The following is a 26,975-nucleotide window of genomic DNA, read 5'->3' as shown; positions in this document are numbered from 1 at the left end:
TGCGGTAAAAAACATTCCGTAAAATCGGAAATCAGCGCTCAGACCGAACCGTGCGCGGCCGAATGAGCGTCGGCGATCTGTCTGACGGCGCCGATAAGCGCCGCGTCCTGTGCGAGCGTTTCAATCGGAACCGGCAGCCGGTACGTCCAGTTGAACTCGGATACGCTGCCGGGAATATTGACGCGCTCCTTTTGCGGATCGGCGGCGTAATACGTTCGGCTCAGGCCGAGCAAGTCCTGTATCGGATGGATGCAGAACCGGCTGTTCGCCCGGGCGATTTCCGTCAGCAGATAGCGCGCCGTTTCCGGTGTGTACGAACCGGGAGGGGCGGGCGGGTTCCGTTCGGCAGTGAAATTCGAGCCGCGGGCATCGGGCGGAAAATTTCCGAAAAAATCGTGCGCGTCGCTTTCGGTAAGCCACCACAGCCTGAGCGTGGAGGAGTCGTGCACCGACGAGGTTGCGACGCTCAGCGCGGGATACGCTTCAAATCGGGTGAACGGCTGCCCCGGCTGTTCCCAGTGTCTGCACCAGCGCACGACGCACAGCCGCATGATCGAAAGATCCGCAAGAACGCGCGGCAGCGATTCGGGATTCGCTCCCAGATCTTCGGCACAGGCTATCATGTCCGTAACTCCGGTGAGTTCGCCCAGCAGGGTGCGCGCCTGCGCTTCCCACAGCCGTTCCATCCGTGCGTTTTTATCCGCGATCAGCGTGCCGAGTCTGTGCTGTTCGTCCTGAGACAGCGATTTCCAGGCGGACGTTTCGCGGTACGTCCACAGCGGCGAATACGTTCCGGGGCGAATCTGCGTCAGCGTACGATCTCTCCAGTGCTCGGCGAGTTTCGCTTTTACCGGATCGGGGACGTCCGGCGTTTCCCAAATATCCTTGTCGCCGGCAATTTCGGGTTTGAACCGCCAGAGTTCTTCCGTTCCGATGCGGTCCATCAGCTTGTGCAGCAGTCCGTGCGTTCCCAAATAATCGCCGCCGTTTACCGCTTTTATGGAACGCGTGGGCACGTGCGGCTGACTGAGCCAGCGGATCCGGTCGTCGTCGAAGCCTGCGGCGGCAAGTTCCGCCTGCGTTATCGGCGCGGAAGGCTGCGTGTGCCCGAGCGCGGCGGTCGTTTCGCGTTCGCTCGTTGCCCAAATGCGGAAAAAACCCAGCACGTGATCGATGCGGTACGCTTTATAATATTGCGCTGCGCTGACGAGTCGCTGTTTCCACCACGAATAGCCGGATTTTGCCAAATTGTCCCACCGGTATATTGGAAATCCCCAGTTTTGACCCACCGGATTCGGACCGTCAGGCGGCGAACCTGCGCGCAGCGTGTCGTCGAAAAACTCGGGATGCGCCCAGGCGTCGGCGGAATCTTCGTTCATCATGATCGGAATGTCGCCTTTCAGAATCACCCCGTTGTCCGCCGCATAATCGGCCGCTTTTTTGAATTGCTGCGCGGTGCGCATTTGAAGCCAGGCGTAAAACACGTGTGCCGATTTGAGCGCCGGATCGTTCCATCGTTTGGCGATCTGTGCGGATGACAGCCGGCGGTATTTTTGCGGCCATTCTTTCCAGGACGCTTCGCGGTACGTGCGTTTGAGCTCCATAAAAACCGCATATTCTTTTACCCATTCGTTCGCCTTGATCCACCCGTTCAGTTCGGCGTCCGGCGTTTCGGCGCTTGCGGTAATGACGTCTCGGCGAGCGTCGAATATCATACGCAGCAGCGCCGTTTTATCGTTCCGCAGTTCGCGATAGCGGAATCGCCCGTTTCCGTCGTGTTTTTGATGCAGGGCGGTAAGCTGTTTTTCCGCAGCCGGAACTTCGGCGTATTCGGGGACGGAATCGATGCTGACGTACAGCGGATGCAGTGCGAACGCCGACAGCGCGCTGTACGGTGAACTTTCCGTGCCGGTGTCGTTTACCGGAAGCAATTGCACGATGCCGAGTCCCGCTTTTTTGCAGAAGTCCGTAAACGGAATCAGATCAGGATATTCTCCGGAGCCGCAGCTCCGCGCCGTTTTTAAAGCGCCGAGCGGAACGGCTGTTCCGGTGAGCGAAGTGTATTTAAAACTATTACTAATTTTCATTACACCAGTATAGCATACCTTGGAAAAATGTGGGGAAAAATGTAAAGCGGTTTATTGTTTTTTTTAGCAGAAATTGCAGACACATTTTCCGCACCTTTTCCTCTATCTGCCGCATTTTCCGTCTGGAAAAAGAGACGCGCAATTCGCTTGAGTATTGTCAGTTTGTAGTTAAAAGTTCCCTGAGTGCGGATTTTAACAAAACGTATTTTTTATAGTATTCGTCTTCACCTGCGCCGGCAAGGAATTCTACCGTAGTCCCGAGCGCTTTAGCAATTTTTACGGCTTCTCCGGCGCGCGGCTCCGTTCCTGCTTTTCTCATGCTGGAAACGGTAGTTTCTGAAACTCCCATCTGCGCGGCAATCCATCTGTATGAGGTATTCTGTTCTTCCCGTAAGATTTCTACCCTTTCCCAAAACGTCATGGCTTTATTCTACTTGAGATTTGATACTAAAATTCATAGTTTTATAGTTGAACTATCCGAAAATAAGTAGTAGAATGTGTGTGAGCTACGAATGTAAGTAGTTTTTTATTAGTTGACTACTGATATAAAGATTTGGAGTGAATTTTGACACGTTACGCCGTTCTTGCCGGCTGCAGTGAAAAAGAAGATTTCCGGCAGAAATCACTATGCGACATGTACACCTTTCTCAAAAGTTTTGCCGGCGGCGCATGGGCAGACAAGGAAATCCTCATACTGCCTGCGGGCGTCAATGTTTCAATGCTCAAACTGATTCTGCGCCGCATTGCCGAAAGCGGTACGGATTTTCTGTTCCTGTATTTCTGCGGAAACGGACACGACCGGCTGACCGCGGACGGATTCACCGTCGGCGCTACTGAGATTAAACGTATATATATAGAAGAAACATGTGAAAATCAGGTCGCCGTATTTGATGCGTGCGAAAACTTGGTTTCGGATGATGCTGCCGAAGCTCCGGTTTGGGATGCGGTTGATTTTGATGCAAACGCGGCCGTCTCCGCCATAAACGCGGAGGATGTCTGCCGTACGAACGGGCAGCTGCTTGCTGCTGCTCGCATTTTAGGCGATGAGGCGCTCGGCCGGATAAAAGGCAGTCTGTGGCTGTCAGGGTGCACAGCGGGCATCGGCGGCGAGCGGCCTGTTCTTGGAGCAGACGGAAGCGGTGTGTACACCGCGGCTTTTACGGAATCGCTTGGCGCAGCAGACACGATGCTCGATTTTACGGCGGCAGACAGGAACGCGCGCTTTGCGTGCAGCGTGGTGCATGAGTATCGGGCGGTTTCTTTTGCGGAGCATAATCGGGGAAGCTAGATGGGCGGAAAGTGCAGGTGTTCCGGTCTGAACGGACGCGCGGAGGGCGGGGAATGACGTTCTACTGCATATCCGTGCGCACCGGTATGGAGGAAAAGTTCAGACAGAGCGTTCTGACTTTTGTTGAGGGCGATGAGCGCGTTCTGTGCGGCAGGCTTCACATACTGAAAAAGCGTATGAGGCTTAAAAGCGGCAGGGAATACTTCGAGAGTTTTTTTCCGGGGTATGTATTCCTTGAAACGGAGGAGTCTGACGCGGCGAAACTCAGGTGTTTTTCTGCGGGAAAAGGATTCCTGCGGTTTCTGCCTTCGTCAAGCGAAGTGCATCCGCTTGAGCAAAGTGATTCCGAGATTGTGCGGAAGATATTGCAGTTCGGAAGCACAGTCGGAATCGTTCCGGTTACGTTTGATAAGGGCGACCGCATAGTGATTATGAATGCTCCGTTCAAGGATTTTTCCGGGCGTGTTGTTGCGGTAAACCGCCGCAATAAGCGGCTTAATATAGAAATTGACTTTATGAACGGAGTAAAGGTCGTCGGGCTTACATACGAGGAAGTACGGAAGCCGGACGGCATCATTTAAAGACAGTTGGTTCAGGAGCGGAGCTTGGTTCAAGCACGCACACCGGCCGGCGATCATCTTTTTCAGGGAGGACGGAACGAGTGTTTCGTCTTCAACGGAGAAGGTGTCTTTAAATTGTACATAGGCTGGCTGAATTCTTCTGATAGATTATTTGTATGGCAATATGGAACTGTAGAAAATAAAATTTCCCGGTGAGGTTACGACACTCTGGAAAATTCTGATATTAAGATATGTTAAAAAAAATCCTTATATATGGCATAGGAACTTTTTTCTCAAAAATTCTCGTGTTCATAATGATACCGTTTTACACACGGGTTCTCTCCCCGGCTGATTACGGTTATTATGATGTCCTGCTTTCAAATATGCAGTTGATTGTTGCAATTGCATTCATGGAAGTGTGGTCCGGCATAATACGGTTTATGTTTGATGATGAGGATGCATACAGTCCGATCAAGACATTTATAAGTCTTTTGCCGGTTTTTGCGCTGCTGTATGTAGCGGTATTCTCCGTATTTTCTTGCTTTTTTATTATTCGTTTTCCTGTTATAGCATTCTGTTATGGAATTGCGTATCTGTTCTTTTTTGTTATGAACAGCGTCTGCCGCGGTCTAGGAAGAAATATTGACTATGTAATTTCGGGAGCAATCAGCACTACTGTGAGTTATACTCAAAAGTTGTGGATGAGTTAAATTAAAAATAGAAAAAGAGACTGAGATTTGTTAAAGTTTAATGACCAAACCAAACAAAAACAAAGGACAGTCTCTTATGGAAAATATTTTACAGTGGAATTTGGAAAAAAGCACTACAGCAAGTGCAGATTTTTTTGAAAATCTTGTCCGGGAATCGGCAAGAAAGATGCTCGCGGCGGCATTGGAAAGCGAAGTTGACCAGTTCATCCAGAAACATCAGCATAAGCTGGATGCAGACGGACATAGGACGGTGGTCAGAAACGGCTATATGCCGGAACGTGAAATTCAGGCGACATGCGGAACAATCAAAGTCCGCCAGCCTCGCATTGACGACCGTGCTCTTCCTGGTCCAGAGCGTTTTACAAGTGCGATTCTTCCCAGGTTCATGCGGAAAACACCGACACTTGAGAACGTGATTCCAACGCTGTACCTGAAAGGAATCTCCACAAACAAGTTTCAGGATGCGCTAACGGCGATTTTCGGAGAAGGCGCGAAAGGCTTTTCTCCGGCAACAATAACAAGACTCAAGGAGGTCTGGCGGAAAGAATATAACGAATGGGCACACAGAAGGCTTGACGGAAAAGAATACGTATATGTGTGGGCTGACGGTGTCTACTGCAATGCCCGGCTTGATGACCAGAAACTCTGTCTCCTTGTAATAATTGGAGTTACAGTAGACGGAAAGAAGGAGCTTGTGGCAGTTCATCAGGGAGTGCGTGAAAGTGAGGAATCCTGGCTTGAGGTTCTGCGCGACTTGAAATTCCGCGGACTTACGGCAGCTCCAAAACTTGCAATATGTGACGGAGCGCTTGGATTTCAAAATGCAGTGGATAAAGTCTGGGGTCAGATGAAAATCCAGCGATGCTGGTTTCACAAGACGGGCAATGTGCTGGACAAAATGCCGGACTGCGTTCAGCCGGCGGCTAAAAAGAAACTTCAGGATATTTTTCTTGCAGACACAAAACAGCACGCACAGGATGCCTATCGGCATTTCATTGATACGTATGAGCTGAAATATCCGAAAGCAACGGAGTGCCTTGCAAAAGATTACGATGACCTGTTCAGGTTCTATGATTATCCGGCAGAGCACTGGGTTCATATCAGGACTTCAAACCCGATTGAATCGATGTTCGCAACGGTAAGGCTAAGGCACAGGTCAACTAAAGGAAATGGTTCTGCGGATGCCACGCTCGCAATGGTGTTTAAGCTCTGCAAGGAAGCTGAAAAGAACTGGAGACGGCTCAAAGGTTTTGAAAAGCTCCAGCTGGTCAAAGAAGATAAAACTTTTGTAGATGGAATCTTACAGATTGCAGCCTAAACAAATCCCAGGATTTTTCATCCACAACATTTGACAATTTCTCACAATGGACTTCCTTGCATTGTAAGCGACAAAGTCGGCTGTAGGGATGATTTAATTAGTTCTGAAACAGGGCTTGTTTTTTTGAGCAATGATAAAGAATCTTTGAAGCAGTGTGTGCTAAAAATCATTGAACCTGATTTTTACAATCGACTTAGACTGGGTGTCTCAAAACTTGATTTTGGAGAACGTGCAAGAAATCAGATTGAAACCTTCTTGCAATAAACGCTAAAAACCAATGTTAAAACTATCTTTCTCTTGGGATGACGGCGCACCAGACGATTTGAAGTTGGTGCGTTTATGTGAAAAGTATTCCATTCCCTCTATGCTGTTCATTCCGAACGAAAATCAAGAGGGAAGAGCTGTTCTTTCTGCTGATACAATAAAAGCTGTGCGCTCTGAACTGACTGCAATAGGAGCACATACGCAGCATCATACCTATCTTACAGAAATTCCGCTTTCTGATGTTCGGACTGAAGTTGTCAACAACAAAAAATATCTTGAGGATATTTTGGGAGATTCTGTAAACGACTTCAGTTTTCCCGGAGGCAAATACAATCAGGGTATTTTTGAAGCAATAAAAGATGAATTCAAAACATACCGTACTGCCGATACTATGTGTTCTTGTCTGAACAAAGAGGTGATAAGACCGACTTTTCATTTTTATCCTAGAGGAAAGAAAAGTTTACTGCTTAATTCTCTGCGCCATAAAGACGCCTTATTTCCAGCTGTATTAGAAAAAATATCTAATTGTGATGATTATTTTGAGTTGCTGAGACTTCTTATCGATGTTTGTGCAGAATCAAAAAAAGAGTTTTTTATCCATATTTGGGGACATTCATGGGAACTCGAACAGTTCGGCCTGTGGCAGGAATTGGAAAAAATGCTTTCATGGATTTCAGAACACTATATGCCTTTCGTATATAAATATCCTGCTCCGTATATAAACATATAAAAGTATGCCGACATTATTACAAATAAATACAGTAATCAATTCCGGTTCCACCGGGCACATTGCAGAGGAGCTTGGAAATCTTGTCATGCAAAGCGGCTGGAAATCATATATCGCTTATGGCAGGAATCCCCGCCCAAGCAGTTCTGAATCAATACGAATCGGTTCTAAATGGAGCGTATATTCACATGTTCTGATTACACGCCTTTTTGACCGGCATGGCTTCGGTTCATATTTTGCAACAAAGAAACTGATTAAGCAGATAAAAAAGATAAAGCCTGATATTATTCATCTGCATAATATTCATGGATATTATCTGAACATAAAAGTCTTTTTTGAATATTTGAAAACGCTTTATATTCCTGTTGTATGGACACTCCATGACTGCTGGGCTTTTACAGGGCATTGCAGTCATTATACGGCAGGCTGCTGCAGCAAATGGCAGGCTGAGTGTTTTGAATGTCCTCAGGAAAAACAGTATCCAAAAAGTTTTTTCGATAATTCACGAAAAAATTACAACGATAAAAAACGTTTATTTTCCGGCATAAAGAATCTGACTCTTATAACCCCGTCCGAATGGTTGGCCGAGGAAGTCGGAAAGTCCTTTCTGGGCTCGTATGCTGTCAAAGTTATTCATAACGGAATAGATTTGAATGTGTTTAAGCCGTCATTGTCATTGAAAAAAGAGGAACCCGTAATACTGGGTGTTGCAAGTACTTGGACAGATAGAAAAGGATTTTATGATTTTATTAAGTTGTCAAAATTGCTGAAGACCGGTGAGCAGATTGTATTGATTGGTGTGAATGAAAAACAAAAGGCGATGCTGCCGCAAAATATAGTCGGAATATCCAGAACTGAAAATCAACAGCAGTTGGCGGAATGGTACCGTCGAGTTGTCTGTTTTTTAAATCTGACCTATGAAGATAATTTTCCTACAACAAATATAGAATCCCTCGCTTGCGGTACGCCCGTTATAACGTACAGAGCCGGTGGAAGTCCTGAAATTATAGATGAAAATACAGGATTTGTAACAGAAGCCGGTGATATAGCCGCAGTGCGAGAATGCATAACTAAAATAGAAAACGCAGGAAAAGAGCTGTATCTTGCATTGTGCCGCAGTCGGGCGGTGGATTTCTTTGATAAAGAATGCAATTTTAAGAAGTATATAAAGTTATATAACGATTTAACTCTTTAGATCTGACTAAAATATTATCGAGTTTATTATGAAAATCTCCGTTATTACCGTCTGCTACAACAGCAGTAAGACCATTTCCCGCACTATCGAATCTGTTCTTGCTCAAAAAGACGTTCAGCTTGAATATCTGATAATCGACGGTGCGTCGAAAGACAATACTATTAAAATCGCAGAATCGTACTGTCGGCAGTTTGCAGAAAAGGGGATTGATTACATTATCAAGTCCGAATCGGATAAGGGTATTTATGATGCGATGAACAAAGGGATTGCTTCTGCAACCGGCGAGATTATCGGTATCTTGAATTCTGATGATTTCTATTCTTCGGACGCTTCTCTTCTTTCCGTGGCTGGAGCATTCGCAGAAACCAATGTAGATATGGTTTTCGGCAATCTTCTGTATATAAAAGGCGGTAAACCGTATCGCTATTGGAAAAGCGGAGCGGCACGTTCGTTTAAGTTCGGTTGGATGCCGCCGCATCCTGCACTTTTCATAAAGACATCCGTATATAAAAAATACGGAATGTTCAGGCTTGACTGCGGAATAAATGCAGACTATGAGCTTATGCTTCGCTTCTTTGAGAAAGAAAAACTTTCTGCGGTGTGGCTGGACAAAATTATTACCTGCATGGAAGCCGGTGGTACAAGCAATAACGGCATACAATCTCGCATTTCGGGAATGAACAACGATCGTCTTGCATGGGAAAAGAATAATATGAAGCCGGGGAGATTCACAATTTTATTGAAAAAACTTCGGAAACTACCGCAATTTATGGAGGCAAAATTATACATGAAAGAATTAAGTAGTTATACATATGCGGGGGGGGGGTAGAGTAAAGTTCATACCGCTCCAGCAAGGAGTGGCTGCATGAAAATCTCTATCATTACAGTTTGTTATAACAGCGAAAAAACAATTGCGAAAACGATTGAATCTGTTCTTTGTCAAAAGGATGTCCAGCTTGAATATCTGATAATTGATGGAGCGTCAGAAGATAGTACGGTTGAAATTGCAGAATCATATCGGCAGAAATTTACAGATAAAGAGATAGATTATGTCATAAAATCAGAAAAAGATGACGGCATTTACGATGCAATGAACAAAGGTATCCGTGCTTCTGCTGGAGACGTAATAGGTATTCTGAATTCTGACGACAGATATGCTTCCGATGATGTGCTTTTTGCTGTGGCAAAAACTTTTTGGAAAAGTCAGACAGAAACCCTGTATGGCAATCTGATGTATATAAAAAATGAGAAACCTTATCGCTATTGGAGGAGCGGGAAATTCCATACTTTTAAGCATGGATGGATGCCTCCTCATCCTGCTTTCTTTGTAACGAAAACAGCATACTTAACGTACGGTATGTATCGGCTTGATTGCGGAGTAAACGCAGATTATGAGTTTATGCTTCGGCTTTTGGAAAAAGAGAGGGCAACAACTTGCTGGGTAAATAAAACCTTTGTATATATGGCGGCAGGTGGAACGAGTGGTAACGGAGTAAATTCAAGAATTCAGGGGATTGTTGATAATAGAATTGCATGGACAGTGAATGGGCTAAAACCTGCTTTCTATACTGTCTATTGGAAAAAGATTCGTAAAATTCCGCAGTTCGTAATAGCAAAATTTGTAAAAATGGAGAATAAGCTGTGACCATCACCATCATCGGCGGAAGCGGCTTTGTCGGAACACGCCTTACAAAACGGCTTCTTGCCGGCGGGCATACAGTAAAAATTGCGGATAAACGAAAGAGCGTCGCCTATCCTGAATTATGGCTGCGCTGCGATGTGCGGAACAGCGGAACCGAAACGAACGAATTTCCTGCAAGCCTTACCGACGAGGCGATGGCTCCCGGCGCAGACGACATTGCCAAAAAATCCCAGTCGATGCACTCTCTTGCGGAAGTGCTGAAAGGCAGCGACGTCGTCATCAATCTTGCCGCCGAACACCGCGACGACGTTACGCCGAAATCGCTCTATGATGACGTAAACGTGCATGGTAGTGAGAACATTTGCAATGCCTGTAGCAAGCTGGGAATTCATAAAGTTATTTTTACCAGCTCTGTCGCGATCTACGGTTTTGCTCCGGTGGGAACTGACGAGAGCGGAAAAATCAATTACTTTAACGACTACGGGCGTACAAAATATCTTGCAGAAGAAAAATACCGCGAGTGGTTCAAAAAAGACGCTGCAAATTCCGCGGTGATTATCCGTCCGACCGTCATCTTCGGTGAGCAGAACCGCGGAAACGTCTACAATCTGCTCCGCCAGATTGCCGGCGGAAAGTTCCCGATGGTCGGCAAAGGTACGAACCGCAAGAGCATGAACTATGTGGAGAACGTGGCGGCGTTCATCGAGTACGAGCTGAGCCACGATACTGATGGCGGGCTGCATTTGTATAACTACTGCGACGAGCCGGCCTACGATATGAACCATCTTGTTCTCGATGTGTACAAGTATCTCGGAAAACCAAAGACAAAGCTCGTTCATTTTCCGTACTGGCTTGCGTACTGTGGCGGAAAATGCTTTGACCTGCTCGCGTTCATTCTGCACAAGAAGTTTGCAATCAATTCCATCCGTGTAAAGAAATTCTGCCAGAACACTTATTTTGTGGGCAGCAACATCAAGAAAACAGATTTTGTTCCGCCGGTAAAACTTGAGGACGGACTGAAAGCAACGATTGAGTATGAGTTCGTGCATAAGGTGGAAGGGCATACTTTCAGCTGCGAGTGAAAACTCAATACATTATTTTTACAAATTTTATTTAATTCAATAATGTCACTTAGAATAAAGGCAAAATTAGGCACTTTTTAACCCTGCATGTAAAATCACAGGTTATTTTCATTTCATAAATCTTTAATACGCATTTTAATCTACAGGAGTTTTCTCATGAAAAAAGCACTCATCACCGGAATCACCGGGCAGGATGGTTCGTATCTTGCGGAGTTTCTGCTTGAGAAAGACTACGAAGTTCACGGCATCATCCGCCGCTCGTCATCATTCAACACGGGCCGCATCGAGCATCTGTATCTTGAAGATGTTATAGAAGACATGCATAAGAAACGCAAGGTTATTCTGCATTACGGTGATATGACAGACTCTGAAAGTATGATTCGCATCATCCGTGAAATCAAGCCTGATGAAATCTACAATCTGGCGGCGCAGAGCCACGTTCAGGTTTCTTTTGAAGTGCCTGAATATACCGCTGACTGCGATGCTGCCGGCGTTCTGCGTATTCTGGAGGCGGTGCATTTCCTCGGAATGGAAAAGATCTGCAAAATCTATCAGGCATCCACTTCGGAGTTGTTCGGGCTTGTGCAGGAGATTCCGCAGAAGGAAACGACTCCGTTCTATCCGAGAAGCCCGTATGCCGTCGCCAAAATGTACGGTTTCTGGATTATGAGGAACTACCGCGAGAGCTACGGAATGTTCTGTTCGAACGGAATTCTTTTCAACCATGAGTCGGAGCGCCGCGGAGAGACGTTCGTAACGCGAAAAATCACGCTGGCTGCCAGCCGCATCGCACAGGGGCTTCAGAAAAAACTGTACCTCGGCAACCTGAACGCGCTGCGCGACTGGGGATATGCGAAAGACTACGTTGAGTGCATGTGGCTTATCCTTCAGCAGGAGGCGCCCGATGATTTTGTCGTTGCAACAGGCGAGCAGCACAGCGTGCGAGAGTTCTGCCGGTATGCGTTCCGTGAGGCAGGAATAGAGGTTGAGTTCAAGGGCGAAGGCGTGAACGAAAAAGGATACAACAAGGCGACCGGTGAAGTACTTATCGAAGTCGACCCGAAATATTTCCGCCCTGCGGAAGTAGAGACGCTGCTCGGTGACCCGACAAAAGCAAAGACCGTTCTCGGCTGGAATCCGACCAAAACACCGTTCCCTGAGCTTGTGAAAATTATGATGGCTCACGACATGGAATATGTGAAAGCTGAGAAGATTCTGCACAAGAGATGAAACGGACTTGCTTTCGGCAAGAGAAGTTGCATTCATATATTCAATCATACGACCTTTAAAACTCGATAAATCTGTATTCAGATTTTAATCCTATCCTAATCTAAAGAAGAATCACTATGAACAAAAACGCAAAAATCTATATAGCCGGACACCGCGGGCTTGTCGGCGGTGCGATTGCCCGCTGTCTGACCGAAAAAGGGTATACGAATATCGTCACGCGCACACACAGTGAGCTTGACTTGCTGAATCAGGCGGCGGTGAATGCATTTTTTGCTGCGGAAAAGCCCGAGTATGTTTTTCTTGCGGCTGCTCACGTCGGCGGAATCGGGGCGAACTCGGCGTATCCTGCCGACTTCATCTATCAGAATATGATGATTGGTTTTAACGTCGTGGAAGCGGCCCGTGTGAACGGCGTTAAAAAACTGATGAACCTCGGCTCAACCTGCATTTATCCCAAAATGACACCGCAGCCGATTAAGGAAGAATCGCTTCTGAGCGGTTTTCTTGAGCCGACAAATGATGCCTATGCGCTTGCAAAAATCAGCGTAATAAAGCTCTGCACCGCCTATAACAGGCAGCACGGCACGAATTTTCTTTCCGTAATGCCGACAAATTTGTACGGTCTGGGCGATAACTATGAACTTCAGGGAAGTCATGTCTTTCCTGCTATGATTCGTAAGTTCCACGAAGCAAAGGCTAGCGGAGAAGATGTCGTTCAACTGTGGGGCGACGGCTCTCCATTGCGCGAGTTCCTGTATGCCGGAGATTTGGCTGATGCCGTCGTCTATCTTATGGAAAACAAGGATGCGGCTGACCTGCGCAATCCGGCCGGTGACTTTGTAAACGTGGGAACCGGAAAGGAATGTACGATAAAGGAGCTTGCTGAAACGGTTGAAGCTGTCGTCTATGCCGATGTCCGAAAGGACGGCCGCAAGTGTAAAATGGAATGGAACACCTCAAAACCGAACGGCACGCCTCGCAAACTGTGCGATGTGACTCGAGTGAATAATCTTGGCTGGAAGGCTCAGGTTGATGTTCGGCAGGGGATAGAAATTGCATACAATGATTTTCTGCATGGGAATGTGAGGAAATAATCAATTATGTAATAAAGAATAATCTGATTATATGTTTACCATTTTTTAACAAGTGATCAGATTTGCTTATATCAGAATTCGTTTTTATCTTTCCCGGCAAGCAAGCTCCCGCACGGTTTCCAGCGGTAATTCCGTTGCGGCGGCAATCTGCTCCGGCGTAAGCACTCCCATAGATAAGAGGTTGCCGGCTGTAGCGTATTTTTCTTCCGCGATACCGCTGATTCTGCCTTTCTCCATACCGCTCGATTCGCCCTCGGCGAGGCCTTCTTTACGGATGCGTTTGATTTCTATCTCGTACTTCATGAACGCCCCCTTGGCGGCACCGTCGGTTTTCAGCTTGAACACCCGCTCTGCAAAGCTCTTCGCCGTCTCCGTGTCCGTTCCGCCTTTCGCTATGTAGTGTAACATGGCCGCCGTTTCAGAATCAAGCTCGTTTTCATACGCCGCCGCATTATAAACGACGGCAAACCGTTCGTCCCGGACGTCGAGCGCAGTGTGCTCGTCGCAGACGGTCCTGAGCGTGTAGCGCGGCAGCCCTTCGCCGAACGGATCCTTCGTGCAGATGAACAGGACGTACAGCTTTTTCAGGTCGTCGTAATCGGCGCCGCGCTGTGCGGTGCCGATGTCGATGGAGCTTTGGTAATAGCGGATCCGCTTGAACAGGTTCGGCTCGGAGGTCGTCTGCATTTCGACGTTGACGATCTCGTTCGTGGTTTCGAGCAGCACGTCGAGACGGACGCTTTTGGAGCCGGGCGCGGCGGCGAGAGTTTCCTGCGTGTTGACGTAAGTGATTTCCTTTGCGTCCAGTTTGAGCAGGGTGCGCAGAAGGAGACGGCACAGTTCGGTGTCGTGAAGCATCGAGTAGGCGAAGAAAAAGTCGTTCGTGATGGTAACGTCTTCCCAGCGGGGAAAATCTGCGTTCATGGTCTCTCCTGTATAAAGCCGCTCCGAGCGGACGGTACCGGTTGCTGCCGGTGGGTGGCAGCAGTTCTGGCAACCGGGCAACGTTGGCCAAAGTCGGCGGCGCGGCTTAGCAACTGGCCGCGTATCTGGCAACCCGCGCTTCAGCGTATAAAGTCACGTTGAATGTGTTCGCGACTTACCGCTCACTCGGCGTATATATTATGGGAGAAAATGAAGCGAATTTGCCTCGGATTGGCCGCATCGGCTGACTTTCAGGCAAGAATCGGCTGAGTTTTCAGGAAAAATCGAATGGAAAACGGTAAAATTGCGTTTGGGTTAGGGCATCGGCACGTTTGCGTACTGTCCGGCACGTTTGCATGTTGTTCAACGGTTTGTATAAATATCGGCACGTTTGCGTACCGTCCGGCACGTTTGCATGTTATCCAACGGTTTGTATAAATATCGGCACGTTTGCTGCTGTTCGTGCTTTTGCGGTCGATACACCGGGCGGATTCGTTCCGGCCGTCCGGTGCATTCGGTATTTTTCCGAAAAACGCTAAAGACTATTGGTTTCCTGCCGGGAAATCTGCCGTTCCAGACGTTCCGCCTGTGCGATTTCCGAGTCGATGTCGCGCAGCGCGGCGTACGCTTTTTTATTACCGGTATAGGATGCAAGCTCTTCAATCAGAGATTTCGCTTCGTATAGTTCGCCCTGTGCCTGCATGAGCATCGCCGCGTTGTAGCCTGCGGAAAAGTTGCCGGTTTTTTCATACAGAGCAAGGAACTGTTCTTTTGCCTGTGCGACGGAACCGTCCGTTGCCAACTTAGATACGGTCTTGATCGCTGGCTCCGCGTCGTCTTTGGCTATCAAAGTGATGTATTTTTTCTCTTCGTAGGGCTGCAGTTCTTTCGTTATCTGAGAAACCAGCTGATCCAGCGATTTTTCAACAACTGAAAACGCGCTCGGAACGTCAGTTTTGGTCTTCGTTTCAAATGAAGATTCTTTTATACTTTTCGATTTCGATGCGATTACCGTGGTCGTTTGGGAATCGATGATTTCGTATACGATGTTCAGCTGTACGCTCCGCACGTAATACGGTACTTCAATTTCTTGTTCGTCGATTTTTTCTTTGCGGGTCTTCGTGCTCAGTGAATTGTTGAATAAATCTATCCTTCCGGTCAGATAAACGTCGGCGGGAACTTCCGTTCCGTTTTTCAGTGCCGTTTCGACATATTTCGGATACACTACCTTGAGGTATGGAGAATCGAGTACGGTCTGCGTCAGCTTCGTTGTCAGATAATTGCAGATCATCGTTTCCGGGTTGTTTGAATCGCTAGTCGCCGTTATGACGATCAAGCCGAACAGCAGTGACGCTTCGTTGCTGTTTGATTCCTTGAACGGCAAAATGGATATCGTGTCTGCACCGTTCAAGTCGAGTTCCGCCGGCCGCAGCACCGTTACCGGTACCGACGAAGCGCAGCTTATGCTCAGCGTGCAAAGCAATCCCGCAACTCCGCCCAATAAAATTCTTTTCATCGTATCTCCTCTCTATTCTATTTTATTTTATGCTGTGCGCTTTTTGCAGCATATTTTCATTGCTCAAGGGGACGCATGTCAATCGGGCTGCATCTCCCCTATAAAACCGGTTTTCCAGTGCCACACCGGTTTTGCAATCGAAGCGGAAAACGGCTGCTCACGATCAAAATCGGGAAGCCATTCGGTGTTCGCTTCCAGTTCCTGATAAAACAGATATTCAAAATCATACGCCGCCAGTATGTCCTGCAGATCGGCAAATTCGCGGGCGTTTACAAGACGGTTTTCAAGGACGGACAGCGCCGCCTGCCGCTCACCGGCTTCCGCCGCCGTTTCTTTAAAAGGGACGGGCGTGTATTGCGACATGAGCGAAACGTACGCTTTCCCGTCCGCGTGTTTTTTAAGCCAATCGAGCGTTATGATCGTGTCGTCGAGTCTTCCGGGTAAAAAAAGATGCCGGATAATGACGCCGCTCAACAGTTTCGTTCGGGCTTCGCCGCCGTTTTGGTGTACGGTGATTTCTTTCAGCGGTGAAAGTTCCAGCATTCGCAGTATGGCGTGCCGGGCTTTTTGGGGATAGTCGGCCGCTTTGAATACGGATTTGCCGACCTCCGCGTTCACCGTTTTCAGATCGGGAAGCCAAATGTCGACGAGTCCCGCGAGCAGATCAAGCGTTTCAGGTTTTTCATACGCCGAAGAATTCCAGCAAACCGGAATCGTGAGTCCCTCCCGTTTTGCCGCGGCGATGCCGTCTGCCAACTGCGGCACGGCGTGGCTACCCGTTACGATGTTTATATTTTCCGCGCCGCGTTCCTGAAGCGTCAGGCATATGCGGACGAAATCCTGCCGGGAGAGTGCTTTTCCCATACCGTGCTGTGATATCTGATAATTTTGGCAGAACGCACAGCGCAGGTTGCAGCCGGTGATAAAAACGGTTCCCGATCCGCCGAACACGGTGATCGGCGGTTCTTCTCCGAAATGCAGACACGCGCTGGCCGCGCGAAGTTCCGCGCTTTCTTTGCAAAAACCGGAGCGCGTACCGTTTCCCGTTCTGGAGGCGCCGCAGTTACGCGGGCATTGGTTGCACGGATCGTACGAACGGACGTCCATTCAGAGTGCCTTCCTGTTTACTAAAATCGTCATCAGATCCGATAATACGTCGATCGGCAAATCCTCCGCCTCATAGTTTACCAGATCGCACAGCGTACGCCAATCGGCGGCCGAAAATCCGACGCATTCCCGTTCATCGCCGGCAAGAAAGGCCAATGCGGACGCAAGCCACTCGACGTGTTCCTCGCTCGGTTCGTTATCCGCATCCGCCGAAGGCTCCACGTACGTGTGCAGCCAATAATCCGCTATGGATTCGGGTAAGCCTGCAAGTTCCTTATTATAGGAAGAAAACAGTTCGGCAGCTTTCTGTGCCGCCCGTAATCCGTCGTACGAGCCGCCGTGATCGGCACGGTCGTGTTTGACAATCCGCTTTACGTCGGCGGAAAATTTTTCGATTTCTGTCATACGTACAGTGTAACAGAAAAGGATGTAAAAACACAGAGAATTTGTGCAAAATGAACATTTTTTCCTTGACTTTTAACTCAACTAATCATAAACTGATTTTATGAACTTAAGAACTGTTTTGACACCTGAAACTGTGAATTTGCATCTCAAGGGTAAAACCAAAGAAGAGATCATTGATGAGATGCTGGAAATTCTCATTGCTGCCGGTAAGGTTACCGATAAAACCGCGGCTCGTGAATGTGTTCTTGATCGTGAACGCAAAATGTCGACAGGAATGAAACACGGGATTGCTATTCCTCATGGTAAAACGGATACCGTTTCCGATCTTGTCGCGTGTCTCGGTGTTTCCGATAATCCTGTGGATTTTGATTCGCTTGATCAGGAACCGTGTCGGATTTTTATTATGACGCTTTCTCCGGTTAACAAAACCGGTCCGCACCTTCAGTTTCTTGCAGAAGTAAGTCTTCTGTTCAAGAGCGCTGAAAAACGTCAGGAAATCCTGAACACTTCAGATAAAGCTCAGGTTATTAAGATACTGACGGAATAGTTTCCGGATACGGAATTTCTTTTCTGTTGAGGCAGAAAGCAGACCACTTCAGTCGGACGCACAACCCGGCGGGTGGTCTTGTTTTGTTTATATCGCGCTTCGTACAGCCTATGGAGGTCGTACCGTGAAACTCGAAACAGAATTTTATACGCGAAACGGTGCCGTATATGACAAGGACGGCCGGTTCAGAATCTTCCGGGGTTTTTCCGTTCACGACGAGCTTTCCGTTACCGCTTCGGAAGCGGACGCTGACGCTTTTTTTTCACGCGTTGCAGAACTCGGGGGCACGCTGCTTTTTTGGAACGTTCCGTGGACTGCGGTTGAACCGTCCGCGCCGGACGAATACGATGAAGCCTATCTTGCCGATCTGCGCCGATTGCTGAAGCAAGCGGAATCGTACGCGCTTCGCTTCGTTCTTGAACCGTCGTTTTCCCGTGCGGGAGCGTCGGACTTTGTTTCCGGAATTCCCTCTTGGATACCGGACTTGATAGGTCTTGACACGGACTCCGTTCCGAAGGCCGATGCGGCAGCGGTATCGGTTGGCTCGCAGCGTGCAGGTACGGCCGCAAATCGGCCGTTGTACGCGGCGCCCGATCTGTCGGCGTACGCGCCGGCAACGGTAAACACGCTGTTTTGGGGAGCCGCCGATTTTGCTCCCGCTGTACATGCCGAAGGCGAGGCGGTAAGCGAATATCTGCAGGCGCATTACATCGCGGCGATGAAACATACGGCGCGTCGCCTGAAAGACTGCGAGTCGGTGATAGGATTCGGCTGCATGGCGGACGCGCATCCCGGCTATATCGGTACCGAAGATCCGGCTCGGTTTGCGGCCGCGTTTTCCGACTGTTTATCCGCGCCCGTTTGGAAGCCCGGCTTCGACTGTCCGTGGAAAAGTGCCGGCGTGTGGCACGAAGCCGGCGGAGCGGTTGTGTTTGATATGCCCGATTATTTCAATACGCTGTGCGGCGCGCCGGTGCGGTTCGCCGAAGATTTTCTGAAACCGTTCCAAAAACGTTTTATGGCGGCGCTTGAAAAAAAACACGATCAGTATTTGTTTTTTCCGGAGGCCGCCGTTACCGGAGAGCGACCGCAGTGGCGTATATTTGAAAATCCGGCGCTGCTGCCGGATCGTGCGGTTGAAAAAGAAGGCGGCGTACTTGCCGAGGGCGACCGGGAAACACTGAAAATGATTTTGCCGTTCGCTTTTCAGGCGTTTTCGGCGGTACCGCCGGTATCCGACCCTGCGGCAGAAATCACCGGTACGGGAACTGCCGCCGCGGGAAAAACCCTGCCGTTTTTGGTAACCGGGGTGTGCCCGTCCGAGCCGTGCGCGCGCGCCGCACTCGCAAGCACCGTGTCGTTCATAAAAAACGCGGCGGCTTCTCTGTTCGGTAAACGTTCCGGCGCGGAACCGGATGCGCGCGCTGCACTCGATGAACCGCGCATTTCGTATCTGTACGCGTCCGTTCCGGACTCAGCCGATGCGCTCGACGGAGCGGGACTGATTCGGCCGTATGCGTGCGCGGTAAACGGCACGCCGCTCGGCAGTTCTTTCCGCAGCGAACCCGTCGCCGTGTTTGAATTTGAATGGCACGCGCTGCCTCAGCAAAGCGGCAGCGGTACCGCGGGTGCGACTGAACTGGTTATTCCTTCGGTATGGTATCCTTCCGGATGGAAAGTCGAATCGTTCGACGGCGTCGGAACGCTGACGTGTGCTCCCGAACGCCAGCGGCTTTATGTGACGACGCTTTCGGAACGGAAGTGCCGGATACGTATCGTTCCGGCGTAACCGCGCCGTTTCTTCTAGCGGTAGGCGTCGCTTTCGCCGTTGCCGGCTGCGGCCAGATATGGTCCGGTGCCGTTTTGGTAGAACTGGGCGACTTCCGTAGAGAACAGTTCGTCGAGCCCCTGCCGGTAATCGATTATTTTTGAAACGTAGTTGAGCGTCATCTGCGGCGTGCCGTTTTTGCGGACCCTGTTCGTTCCGGCGTTGTACATGGCGAGTGCGGCGATTTCGTTGCCTGCGGTGTCCAGACAGAATCTCAGATGCGAAAGTCCGTACCTCGCGCTGACTGCCGGGTCAAAAAAATCGTCTTCTTTTAAGGACGGAAACGAACTGCTGTTGAGCTGAAACAGTCCCCGGTCGATCGACGCATTCGTGTTTTTATTTACGGCGCGTGCCTTGTAGCGGCTTTCCGTGTAGGCGAGCGCGAATGCAAGCGACAGCGGAATATCGTTTTTATCCGCTTCTTCCAGAATGGCCACGGCAACGTTGTTGTTTTCCGTAATATGCGTGTAAAACCATTCGACTGCCGGGCGGGAATACACCGATCGGTACAGTGCGAGCCCCTTGTCTTCTTTTTGCGCGTGTTCGGCGACCGCGGTTTTGTAGGAATCGGAATAGTAATTGTTGATAGCGTCGGTGTCAAAGTCAGTCAGGTTTAAGTTCGTTTCGGTTAGTGATTGGAAAGTTCGGTCTGTTTCTGATGAGGTAAAAGCGGCGTCCGATTGCGCCGGAAAGAGGAGCAGCGAGGCGATTCCTGCCGTTAAAAAAAACAGGCAGAACGCAAACGCTCCCGAATACCGTGCCAGCAAATCCTGACTACGGTTTTGATTCGATGTCATTTGAATATCTCCAAAATTCAATATGAACGAGTATGACACAAAAAAAATGTTTTTTCAATACATATAATGCATTTTAACGCAATTGCTGCGTTTTTTTACTTATTCATGCGATCCGCCGTGAAAATCGGCGGCTGCGTAAAAAATACGTGTTCCGGAATGTTTCACCGGAACACGCAATTCGATTTTACGTTACGCTTCAATGGGGCGAACGGTGATAACGTCGCTGATGGTGCGCAGTTTGTTCAAAACGTCGGAACCGACTTTCGTTTCCACGTCGATAATATTGTACGCAAGATCGCCGCGGTTTTGGTTGACCATGCCTTCAATATTGAGCGAGGCGTTCGCCAGAATCGTGGTGATTTGACCGACCATGTTCGGGATATTCCGGTGAGCAATGCACAGACGGGTTCCTTTTGCGGGGAGCGGGTCGTCTATTTTGCATTTGGGGAAGTTGACCGAATTGATGATTGCGCCGGTTTCCAGGAACAGTCTGAGCTGATTGACCGCCATGAGCGCGCAGTTTTCTTCCGCTTCGGGAGTCGAGGCGCCCAAGTGCGGCAGGCAGATGACTTTATCGTTTTTGAGCAGCTCTTCGTCCGTAAAGTCGCTGACGAAACAGGCGATTTTGCCGCTGTCGAGTCCTTCCAGAACGTCTGCGTTTACCACGAGACCGCCGCGCGCCAAGTTGATGATGCGCACGCCGTTTTTCATTACTTTAATCCGGTCCGCGTTGATGAGGCCTTTCGTGTCGGGCGTCTGCGGAACGTGGATGGTGATGTAGTCGGCTTTAGTCAGGATTGCGTCGAGCGTTTCCGCTTTATGAACGGCCCTGCTGAGCGACCAGGCGGCGTCTACGGAAATGTACGGATCGTAGCCGATGACGTTCATGCCGAGATCGGACGCGCTGTTGGCTACCATTGCGCCGATCGCACCCAGTCCGATAACGCCGAGCGTTTTTCCGCGGATTTCAGGACCGATGAATTGGGCTTTCCCTTTTTCCGCAAGCTCGGCGATTTCGGCTCCTTTTCCTTGGAGCGTTTTAACCCATTGCGTTGCCTGCAGCACCGGTCGGCTTGACATGAGCAGCGCCAGCAGCACCAGTTCGCGGACCGCGTTTGCGTTCGCTCCGGGCGTGTTGAATACGACGATTCCCTTTTCCGTAAGCGCGGGTATGGGGATGTTGTTCGTACCGGCTCCGGCGCGCGCGACCGCTTTTACGGAGGCCGGCAATTCCATGCTGTGCATGTCTGCGGAACGCAGCAGAATGGCGTCCGGATTCACTATTTCCGAGGCGATTTCATAATCGTCGCGCGGAAACTTGGACAATCCTTCGGCGGATATCTTATTTAAAGTCTGAATCTTATACATATACACTCCCATAAAAAATCAAGACGAAAGTGTCAAGTTTCGGATTGATTTTTTAAGCACGTCCAAAGCAAATCGTGAACGTACAGATGATAAGACAGTTTGCAACGCAAACTGGGGTAGATGAAAACTGACGGCAAATCGGCAGTTTTCATCTTATGCGCCTTTACACGGGTTAGCCGGTTACGCGTTTTCTTTTGCGAATGTATTCATAAAAGCGATGAGCGCTTTTACGCCTTCAATCGGCATCGCGTTGTAGATCGATGCGCGCATACCGCCGACGAGCCGGTGCCCGGCAAGGTTTACGAGCCCCGCGGCCGCAGCTTCCGCCACGAACTTCTTATTGAGCGCGCCGGCCTTATCCGGATCGGTTTCCCGGGTAACGAACGGAATGTTCATCAGCGACCGGCTGCCTTTTTCTACCGGACTGCGGTAAAAGGAACTGGTGTCGAGATAGTCATAAAACAGCGCCGCTTTTTCCTGATTGCGTTTTTTCATGCCTTCGGCGCCGCCGTTCGCTTCTATCCAAGCGAGCACTTTGCCCATAACGTAAATCGTATAGCACGGCGGCGTGTTGTACATGGAACCGTTGTCCGCGTGGATCTTGTAGGAAAGCATCGTGGGTGTGCCGGGAATCGGTTCGTCGGGAATCAGGTCTTCTCTGATGATAACGAGCGTTACGCCCGCGGGTGCCAGGTTTTTCTGCGCGCCTGCGTAGAAAATACCGAACTTGCTGATATCGACCGGTTCGCTCAGTATGCAGCTCGACGCGTCCGCTACCAGCGGAATCCGTTTCCCGTCTGCGCGCGTTCCGCATTCGGGCAGTTCGTGCCATTTCGTTCCGACGATCGTATTGTTCAGCGTGATGTACGCGTAATCGTATTCGCCTTCGATTTTTTTAACCGCGGGAATGTACGAATAGCCCTTGTCTTTTGAAGAAGCGAGCACGTCTACCGTCAGGTATTTTTTTGCTTCTTTAATCGCTTTGTCCGCCCAAACGCCGGTATCCACGTACGCCGCTTTGCCGAGTTTTTTCAGATTCATGGGAATCATGGCGAACTGCGTGCTCGCTCCGCCCTGAAGAAACAGCACTTTGTAGTTTTCGGGGACGTTCATGAGTTTGCGGACGAGCGCTTCCGTTTTTTCGATAATCGGCTCGTACGCTTTGGAGCGATGACTCATTTCCATGACGGACTGTCCCGTTCCGTTGTAATCGAGCATTTCCGCTGCCGCTTCTTTGAGCACCGGTTCGGGCAGGCACGAAGGTCCTGCGGAAAAATTGTACACGCGATTCATGTGTTAACTCCTCTGCATATTCGGTTGTCGTTTGTATGCTATCAGGCAGCCCGATCCGTAAGCGTCAGCTTTTGAACGGTACGGTGCTCCGTGAATTCAGATTGCGCAGCGCGTGGACGACGGAAACGTTTTCCACCGCCGTGTTCGCCGGTACGGTCAGCAGCGCCGCCGTATAGTTTACTATTCCCGCAACGCCGCATGAGGCGAGGCGTTTTGCGTACCGGTTTGCGTCCCGCTCGGATACGGTCAGCACGGCGTACGAAATGCCTTCGCGGCTGACGACCCGTTCCAGCTGCGACGCGGGGTAGAGCGGAAACGATGCGTTCAGCAGTTCCACGCGGTTGACGCTTTCATCGAATCCTGCGGCAAGGACGAACCCCGCTTCCGCAAACCCGCTGTAATCGAGCAGCGCGGCGCCTATTTTTCCCAATCCGACGATGCAGCATTTTTTTACGGCTGCGTCGTGCGCCGTACCCGGATCAAGCGTGCCGCGGAGCGCTTCACGCAGCGCGCGGATATTGTATCCGTTCGACGCACCGCATTTTATGCCGAGTTTGGAAATGTCGCGCCGGATCGTCGCGTCGGTCCATCCCGTGCGCGCCGCCAGTTCGTACGAGGTTACGGTCTGCCGTACCGGTGCGTCTTCATCCGCGTCCGTACCTTCGCCGTGCTCCCGCAATTCCCGTGAAAGCAGATATTCGAGAGTAACGAGACGTTTTCTGGTCGGCTCCGGCAAATTCGGCATTATAGTCCTCTAACGGATTATGCTTTGTGAAATATTTCACAATTTACGGTTTCATCATAGCACCGAACGGAGCGCGAGGTCAAGGTTTTTTTCAGGGTTTTTTCCGGTTTGAGTGCTGAAATATGCCGAAAACGGTACGTTTGCGTCTTTTATGTGAATTATTTCACAATTAGGGTCCGGTTATCAAAAAACGACGGTTGCGGAAATATCCGGTTTGCTGCGCTCGCTGCGGTTTGCTTGAAAAAAATGACGATTCTGCCGTATTTTATGAAAAAACTGTTATATAACAAGTTTTTAATTGTTATATGTACGGCACTGATGATACGATGTAATCATCCTCCGTGTTCAAGAATCCTTCACACTTATCTTGAATGCGTCCGGGGAGCGGCCGGTCGGAAATAGTTTCCGTCCGTTCGCTCCCCGTTTTTTATCCGTACGGTGAAGACCGTCAGCGGGGCAGTATCAGCGCTTTAATCGTCTGCACGCATTCCTGCGGTTCTTCAAATATCGGACTGTGAGCCGAATTGTTGAACGTATAAAATCCTTTCCGCGGTGCGGAGATTGCGTCGAAATATTCTTTTGCCAACTCGTACGAACAGGTGTAGTCGTATACACCGTGCAGAAAATATACGGGAATCTTGAAATCGGTATTTTCCTGCATCAGATCGTGTGAAAGCATTTCAGTCCACAGCACGCCGACGCCGGAATGCATTTTTCCTTTCCATAAATTGACTTTTTCTTTGACCGTGTATTCGGAAAAAAACAGGGAAGGGATTACGATGCCGGTAACGATATCCGTCATGTCTCGCATCGTGCCGACGCCTAATTCGTGCATCGCTTTATCCCGCAGTTTAAGGTACGCGTCCGGCAGCAGTGCGTCAAGCGTAACGGGGTGTTCTTCTAATTTTTCATATTGCTTTTTTCGAGCCGGAGTGTTTCGGTATTGTTCCAAAATATACTCGTATGCTTTCAGTTCCGATAATTTTTGATTCGTTACCTGTGCAACGGCGATATACGCGTTATACAGTTCGGGATACGTTTGCACCGTTTTGACGGCGAGATACGTTCCGCCCGAATGTCCCATAAGATAGATTTTATCCTGTCCGAACCGTTCGCGCAGATAGTCGGTAACCGCCTTCGTATCGGCGATCAGGTCGTCGAGCGAAATTTTTGCATCCGCGTGTTTCGGATCGTACGACAGGCCGGATCCCCGTTGCTCAAGCCAGACGACGGTAAACAGATCGTCGAGTCCGGTGGGATACAATTCGGTCAGAAAATAATCCGGCATTCCGCCGTGCAGATACAGCAGTACCGGATTCCGTTCGTTTTTGCTTTTTATGATGTAGCCGAGATTTTTGCCGTTTACCGGTAGAAAACCTTTTTCCGCGATGCTGCCGCGCACTTCGGCTCCGTTTTCGTCTTCATATTGCACGGGTTTTCCCGAACTGTTGATCCGTACGGCAATACATACGACGATCACGCAAAGTATCAGTGTCAGCACGAACGACAGGCAGACGACGCCTGTCCGTTCCAAGAATATTTTCGCTTCCATAGTTCTCTCCGTATATGTTTTGTGCGATTCTTGTGTACCATTATATATGCATTCAGCTTTTTTGTAACCCTTTTCCTGAAAAAAAATCGCAACTTGTTTCGGCAAAAAATCCGATGCCGTCGGGCCCGGTTGCGCATATCGCGTTGAAACCGTCAAGTAAGCTGCCTCCGTGAAAATAATGGCACCGGCAGAAAGAATCGGTATAAATACATTGACAAACTTAAATCTATAAAGTAGAGTATAAACATTCAAGTATGTCGATGTGAGGTGAACGGGATGGCAGCGGATTATAGGGAAGACGTAAAACTCATTAAGGCGCTTGCCGATGAAAACCGTTTGGCAATACTTGAGTTGCTTTTGAGCGGTGAAAAATGCGGGTGCGTGCTGCTGGAAGCGCTTTCCATTATGCAGCCTACTTTATCGCATCATATGAAACTTTTGTGTGATGCGGGGATCGTCACGGGGCGCAAGCACGGCAAATGGATTTATTATTCCATTTGCAAAAACGGGAGTACCGTATTGAGAAACATGATTTCAAGATATACGTTGCCGCCGGAATCTGCGTGCGGGCAAACGTTCGGCAAGTCCTGATATCAGGCACATTCGGGGTGCGGCATATTGTGTTATTCGTATTGATATATATAAATATATAAATACGTTTGGAGGTTTTTGAATGGGCTTTCTGGAAAACATCGGTACGTTTTTGCAGGATCAGGTTTTCGGAATGAAGTGGCTGAACGCCGGTATCGGCCGCTTTCTTTCACTGTTCGGTCTTGACGTAACGGGCAGGATTGGCGGCAGCGTCCGGTTCTTTTTGTATGATACGGTAAAAATTACGGTACTGCTTTGTTTTCTGATTTTTCTCATTTCATACGTTCAAAGCTATTTTCCGCCTGAAAAAAGCAGGAAAATACTGGGGCGGTTTCACGGAGTGTGGGCAAATATCGTTGCCGCGCTGCTGGGAACGGTTACCCCGTTTTGTTCCTGCTCATCCATTCCGCTCTTTATCGGTTTTACCGGTGCCGGTTTGCCGCTCGGCGTAACTTTTTCATTTCTGATTTCTTCCCCTATGGTAGATCTCGGTTCTTTGGTGCTGCTGACGAGCATTTTCGGCTGGAACGTTGCGGTGGTATACGTCGTTTTCGGTTTGATTATTGCGGTTGCAGGCGGTACGCTGATTGAAAAACTGCACATGGAAACCTACGTGGAAGATTTTATCAAAAACGTTCCCGCTGCGGATATCGAAGCCGTCTCGGTATCGCAAAACGACCGTTTTACCTATGCGGGCGCGCAAGTTGCATTTACCTTTAAAAAAGTGTTTCCGTATATTCTCGTCGGTGTGGGAATAGGAGCGGTGATTCACAACTGGATTCCTGAAACTTGGATTGAAACCGTTTTGGGGTCCGGCAATCCGTTTGGCGTCGTTCTGGCCGTTTTGCTCGGCGTTCCGCTGTACGCCGATATTTTCGGTACCATACCCGTTGCGGAAGCGCTTCTTTTCAAGGGCGCGCAGCTGGGTACGGTACTGTCGTTTATGATGGCGGTTACGACGCTTTCGCTCCCGTCGCTGATCATGCTCCGGAAAGCGGTAAAGCCGAAGCTGCTCGGTACGTTTATCGGTATCTGTACGGCGGGTATCATGCTTGCCGGATATCTGTTTAATGCGCTGCAATTTTTATTCATATAATTGAGGAGG

Annotated in this window: 26 protein-coding genes; 15 read left to right on the top strand and 11 right to left on the bottom strand. The window is 49.2% G+C overall.

What is annotated here, in order from left to right:
• Nucleotides 1-38: 38 nt before the first annotated feature.
• Together TREBR_RS11560 and TREBR_RS11555 are read right to left on the bottom strand one after the other, a co-directional pair.
• Nucleotides 39-2,087, bottom strand: coding sequence for a 4-alpha-glucanotransferase (locus TREBR_RS11560; protein ID WP_013759348.1), 2,049 nt, complete (start codon nt 2,085-2,087; stop codon nt 39-41).
• 157 nt (nt 2,088-2,244) lie between these two features.
• Entirely contained in the window at nt 2,245-2,508 is a 264-nt protein-coding gene (locus TREBR_RS11555) for a helix-turn-helix domain-containing protein (RefSeq protein WP_013759347.1), read from the bottom strand.
• A 144-nt stretch (nt 2,509-2,652) separates the two neighbouring features.
• Here TREBR_RS11555 and TREBR_RS11550 point away from each other — a divergent pair, with 144 nt between their 5' ends.
• From TREBR_RS11550 to TREBR_RS11500, 11 genes are all read left to right on the top strand, one after another.
• Entirely contained in the window at nt 2,653-3,375 is a 723-nt protein-coding gene (locus tag TREBR_RS11550) for a hypothetical protein (RefSeq protein WP_013759346.1), read from the top strand.
• 53 nt (nt 3,376-3,428) lie between these two features.
• Nucleotides 3,429-3,956: a transcription termination/antitermination protein NusG gene (nusG, locus tag TREBR_RS11545; protein WP_013759345.1), complete on the top strand. Its 528-nt coding sequence runs from the start codon at nt 3,429-3,431 to the stop codon at nt 3,954-3,956.
• 230 nt (nt 3,957-4,186) lie between these two features.
• Nucleotides 4,187-4,645, top strand: coding sequence for a polysaccharide biosynthesis protein (locus TREBR_RS11540; protein ID WP_041610440.1), 459 nt, complete (start codon nt 4,187-4,189; stop codon nt 4,643-4,645).
• A gap of 76 nt (nt 4,646-4,721) precedes the next feature.
• Nucleotides 4,722-5,963, top strand: coding sequence for an IS256 family transposase (locus tag TREBR_RS11535; RefSeq protein WP_013758161.1), 1,242 nt, complete (start codon nt 4,722-4,724; stop codon nt 5,961-5,963).
• 277 nt (nt 5,964-6,240) lie between these two features.
• Nucleotides 6,241-6,957, top strand: coding sequence for a polysaccharide deacetylase family protein (locus tag TREBR_RS11530; RefSeq protein WP_013759344.1), 717 nt, complete (start codon nt 6,241-6,243; stop codon nt 6,955-6,957).
• A gap of 4 nt (nt 6,958-6,961) precedes the next feature.
• Entirely contained in the window at nt 6,962-8,149 is a 1,188-nt protein-coding gene (locus TREBR_RS11525) for a glycosyltransferase (RefSeq protein WP_013759343.1), read from the top strand.
• Between the two features lie 28 nt (nt 8,150-8,177).
• A complete protein-coding gene (locus tag TREBR_RS11520) occupies nt 8,178-8,978 on the top strand; it encodes a glycosyltransferase family 2 protein (protein ID WP_013759342.1) in 801 nt (266 codons plus the stop codon).
• Between the two features lie 36 nt (nt 8,979-9,014).
• Complete coding sequence (locus TREBR_RS11515) at nt 9,015-9,794, top strand: glycosyltransferase family 2 protein (protein ID WP_013759341.1); 780 nt, start codon at nt 9,015-9,017, stop codon at nt 9,792-9,794.
• Nucleotides 9,791-10,873 (top strand): NAD-dependent epimerase/dehydratase family protein, encoded by a 1,083-nt coding sequence (locus TREBR_RS11510; RefSeq protein WP_013759340.1) that lies wholly within the window; start codon nt 9,791-9,793, stop codon nt 10,871-10,873. The genes TREBR_RS11515 and TREBR_RS11510 overlap by 4 nt, the downstream gene beginning before the upstream one ends.
• 156 nt (nt 10,874-11,029) lie before the next feature.
• A complete protein-coding gene (gmd, locus tag TREBR_RS11505) occupies nt 11,030-12,103 on the top strand; it encodes a GDP-mannose 4,6-dehydratase (protein WP_013759339.1) in 1,074 nt (357 codons plus the stop codon).
• Between the two features lie 116 nt (nt 12,104-12,219).
• Entirely contained in the window at nt 12,220-13,197 is a 978-nt protein-coding gene (locus tag TREBR_RS11500; protein ID WP_013759338.1) for a GDP-L-fucose synthase family protein, read from the top strand.
• A gap of 84 nt (nt 13,198-13,281) precedes the next feature.
• Here TREBR_RS11500 and TREBR_RS13890 read toward each other — a convergent pair whose 3' ends face one another.
• From TREBR_RS13890 to TREBR_RS11475, 4 genes are all read right to left on the bottom strand, one after another.
• A complete protein-coding gene (locus TREBR_RS13890; RefSeq protein WP_013759337.1) occupies nt 13,282-14,121 on the bottom strand; it encodes an Rpn family recombination-promoting nuclease/putative transposase in 840 nt (279 codons plus the stop codon).
• Between the two features lie 535 nt (nt 14,122-14,656).
• A complete protein-coding gene (locus tag TREBR_RS11485) occupies nt 14,657-15,637 on the bottom strand; it encodes a hypothetical protein (protein WP_013759336.1) in 981 nt (326 codons plus the stop codon).
• 78 nt (nt 15,638-15,715) lie between these two features.
• Nucleotides 15,716-16,744, bottom strand: coding sequence for a radical SAM protein (locus TREBR_RS11480; RefSeq protein WP_013759335.1), 1,029 nt, complete (start codon nt 16,742-16,744; stop codon nt 15,716-15,718).
• The gene (locus TREBR_RS11475) at nt 16,745-17,149 is read right to left on the bottom strand and encodes a hypothetical protein (protein WP_013759334.1); all 405 of its coding nucleotides are present in this window, start codon (nt 17,147-17,149) and stop codon (nt 16,745-16,747) included. It abuts the gene before it with no gap.
• Nucleotides 17,150-17,249: 100 nt separating this feature from the next.
• Here TREBR_RS11475 and TREBR_RS11470 point away from each other — a divergent pair, with 100 nt between their 5' ends.
• Nucleotides 17,250-17,696, top strand: a complete 447-nt coding sequence (locus TREBR_RS11470) for a PTS sugar transporter subunit IIA (RefSeq protein ID WP_013759333.1) — start codon at nt 17,250-17,252, stop codon at nt 17,694-17,696.
• Nucleotides 17,697-17,820: 124 nt separating this feature from the next.
• A complete protein-coding gene (locus TREBR_RS11465) occupies nt 17,821-19,485 on the top strand; it encodes a hypothetical protein (RefSeq protein WP_013759332.1) in 1,665 nt (554 codons plus the stop codon).
• A gap of 14 nt (nt 19,486-19,499) precedes the next feature.
• On the opposite strand, the gene TREBR_RS13885 is transcribed toward TREBR_RS11465, so the two are convergent.
• The 5 genes from TREBR_RS13885 to TREBR_RS11435 form a co-directional block, all read right to left on the bottom strand.
• On the bottom strand, nt 19,500-20,321 hold the full coding sequence (locus TREBR_RS13885; protein ID WP_013759331.1) for a transglycosylase SLT domain-containing protein: 822 nt from the start codon (nt 20,319-20,321) through the stop codon (nt 19,500-19,502).
• Nucleotides 20,322-20,510: 189 nt separating this feature from the next.
• Nucleotides 20,511-21,689, bottom strand: coding sequence for a phosphoglycerate dehydrogenase (locus TREBR_RS11455; protein WP_013759330.1), 1,179 nt, complete (start codon nt 21,687-21,689; stop codon nt 20,511-20,513).
• A gap of 180 nt (nt 21,690-21,869) precedes the next feature.
• Nucleotides 21,870-22,982, bottom strand: coding sequence for a 3-phosphoserine/phosphohydroxythreonine transaminase (gene serC / locus TREBR_RS11450; protein WP_013759329.1), 1,113 nt, complete (start codon nt 22,980-22,982; stop codon nt 21,870-21,872).
• A gap of 64 nt (nt 22,983-23,046) precedes the next feature.
• The gene (locus TREBR_RS11445; protein WP_013759328.1) at nt 23,047-23,727 is read right to left on the bottom strand and encodes a redox-sensing transcriptional repressor Rex; all 681 of its coding nucleotides are present in this window, start codon (nt 23,725-23,727) and stop codon (nt 23,047-23,049) included.
• A gap of 448 nt (nt 23,728-24,175) precedes the next feature.
• Nucleotides 24,176-25,279: an alpha/beta fold hydrolase gene (locus TREBR_RS11435; RefSeq protein WP_013759327.1), complete on the bottom strand. Its 1,104-nt coding sequence runs from the start codon at nt 25,277-25,279 to the stop codon at nt 24,176-24,178.
• Between the two features lie 276 nt (nt 25,280-25,555).
• Here TREBR_RS11435 and TREBR_RS11430 point away from each other — a divergent pair, with 276 nt between their 5' ends.
• Nucleotides 25,556-25,870, top strand: a complete 315-nt coding sequence (locus TREBR_RS11430) for an ArsR/SmtB family transcription factor (protein WP_013759326.1) — start codon at nt 25,556-25,558, stop codon at nt 25,868-25,870.
• 82 nt (nt 25,871-25,952) lie between these two features.
• On the top strand, nt 25,953-26,966 hold the full coding sequence (locus tag TREBR_RS11425; RefSeq protein WP_013759325.1) for a permease: 1,014 nt from the start codon (nt 25,953-25,955) through the stop codon (nt 26,964-26,966).
• Nucleotides 26,967-26,975 lie beyond the last annotated feature (9 nt).

The sequence above is a fragment of the Treponema brennaborense DSM 12168 genome, assembly GCF_000212415.1.
GTDB lineage: Bacteria > Spirochaetota > Spirochaetia > Treponematales > Treponemataceae > Treponema_F > Treponema_F brennaborense.
Note: the sequence above shows the minus strand (reverse complement) of the source record. Positions and strands in the feature narration are given on the sequence as shown.

Excerpts from the sequence above, each read along its gene's own strand:
- TREBR_RS11560 (WP_013759348.1), bottom strand. The coding sequence starts at position 2,087 with ATGAAAATTAGTAATAGTTTTAAATACACTTCGCTCACCGGAACAGCC.
- TREBR_RS11555 (WP_013759347.1), bottom strand. The coding sequence starts at position 2,508 with ATGACGTTTTGGGAAAGGGTAGAAATCTTACGGGAAGAACAGAATACC.
- nusG (WP_013759345.1), top strand. The coding sequence starts at position 3,429 with ATGACGTTCTACTGCATATCCGTGCGCACCGGTATGGAGGAAAAGTTC.
- TREBR_RS11540 (WP_041610440.1), top strand. The coding sequence starts at position 4,187 with ATGTTAAAAAAAATCCTTATATATGGCATAGGAACTTTTTTCTCAAAA.
- TREBR_RS11535 (WP_013758161.1), top strand. The coding sequence starts at position 4,722 with ATGGAAAATATTTTACAGTGGAATTTGGAAAAAAGCACTACAGCAAGT.
- TREBR_RS11530 (WP_013759344.1), top strand. The coding sequence starts at position 6,241 with ATGTTAAAACTATCTTTCTCTTGGGATGACGGCGCACCAGACGATTTG.
- TREBR_RS11525 (WP_013759343.1), top strand. The coding sequence starts at position 6,962 with ATGCCGACATTATTACAAATAAATACAGTAATCAATTCCGGTTCCACC.
- TREBR_RS11520 (WP_013759342.1), top strand. The coding sequence starts at position 8,178 with ATGAAAATCTCCGTTATTACCGTCTGCTACAACAGCAGTAAGACCATT.
- TREBR_RS11515 (WP_013759341.1), top strand. The coding sequence starts at position 9,015 with ATGAAAATCTCTATCATTACAGTTTGTTATAACAGCGAAAAAACAATT.
- gmd (WP_013759339.1), top strand. The coding sequence starts at position 11,030 with ATGAAAAAAGCACTCATCACCGGAATCACCGGGCAGGATGGTTCGTAT.
- TREBR_RS11500 (WP_013759338.1), top strand. The coding sequence starts at position 12,220 with ATGAACAAAAACGCAAAAATCTATATAGCCGGACACCGCGGGCTTGTC.
- TREBR_RS13890 (WP_013759337.1), bottom strand. The coding sequence starts at position 14,121 with ATGAACGCAGATTTTCCCCGCTGGGAAGACGTTACCATCACGAACGAC.
- TREBR_RS11485 (WP_013759336.1), bottom strand. The coding sequence starts at position 15,637 with ATGAAAAGAATTTTATTGGGCGGAGTTGCGGGATTGCTTTGCACGCTG.
- TREBR_RS11480 (WP_013759335.1), bottom strand. The coding sequence starts at position 16,744 with ATGGACGTCCGTTCGTACGATCCGTGCAACCAATGCCCGCGTAACTGC.
- TREBR_RS11475 (WP_013759334.1), bottom strand. The coding sequence starts at position 17,149 with ATGACAGAAATCGAAAAATTTTCCGCCGACGTAAAGCGGATTGTCAAA.
- TREBR_RS11470 (WP_013759333.1), top strand. The coding sequence starts at position 17,250 with ATGAACTTAAGAACTGTTTTGACACCTGAAACTGTGAATTTGCATCTC.
- TREBR_RS13885 (WP_013759331.1), bottom strand. The coding sequence starts at position 20,321 with ATGACATCGAATCAAAACCGTAGTCAGGATTTGCTGGCACGGTATTCG.
- TREBR_RS11455 (WP_013759330.1), bottom strand. The coding sequence starts at position 21,689 with ATGTATAAGATTCAGACTTTAAATAAGATATCCGCCGAAGGATTGTCC.
- serC (WP_013759329.1), bottom strand. The coding sequence starts at position 22,982 with ATGAATCGCGTGTACAATTTTTCCGCAGGACCTTCGTGCCTGCCCGAA.
- TREBR_RS11445 (WP_013759328.1), bottom strand. The coding sequence starts at position 23,727 with ATGCCGAATTTGCCGGAGCCGACCAGAAAACGTCTCGTTACTCTCGAA.
- TREBR_RS11435 (WP_013759327.1), bottom strand. The coding sequence starts at position 25,279 with ATGGAAGCGAAAATATTCTTGGAACGGACAGGCGTCGTCTGCCTGTCG.
- TREBR_RS11430 (WP_013759326.1), top strand. The coding sequence starts at position 25,556 with ATGGCAGCGGATTATAGGGAAGACGTAAAACTCATTAAGGCGCTTGCC.
- TREBR_RS11425 (WP_013759325.1), top strand. The coding sequence starts at position 25,953 with ATGGGCTTTCTGGAAAACATCGGTACGTTTTTGCAGGATCAGGTTTTC.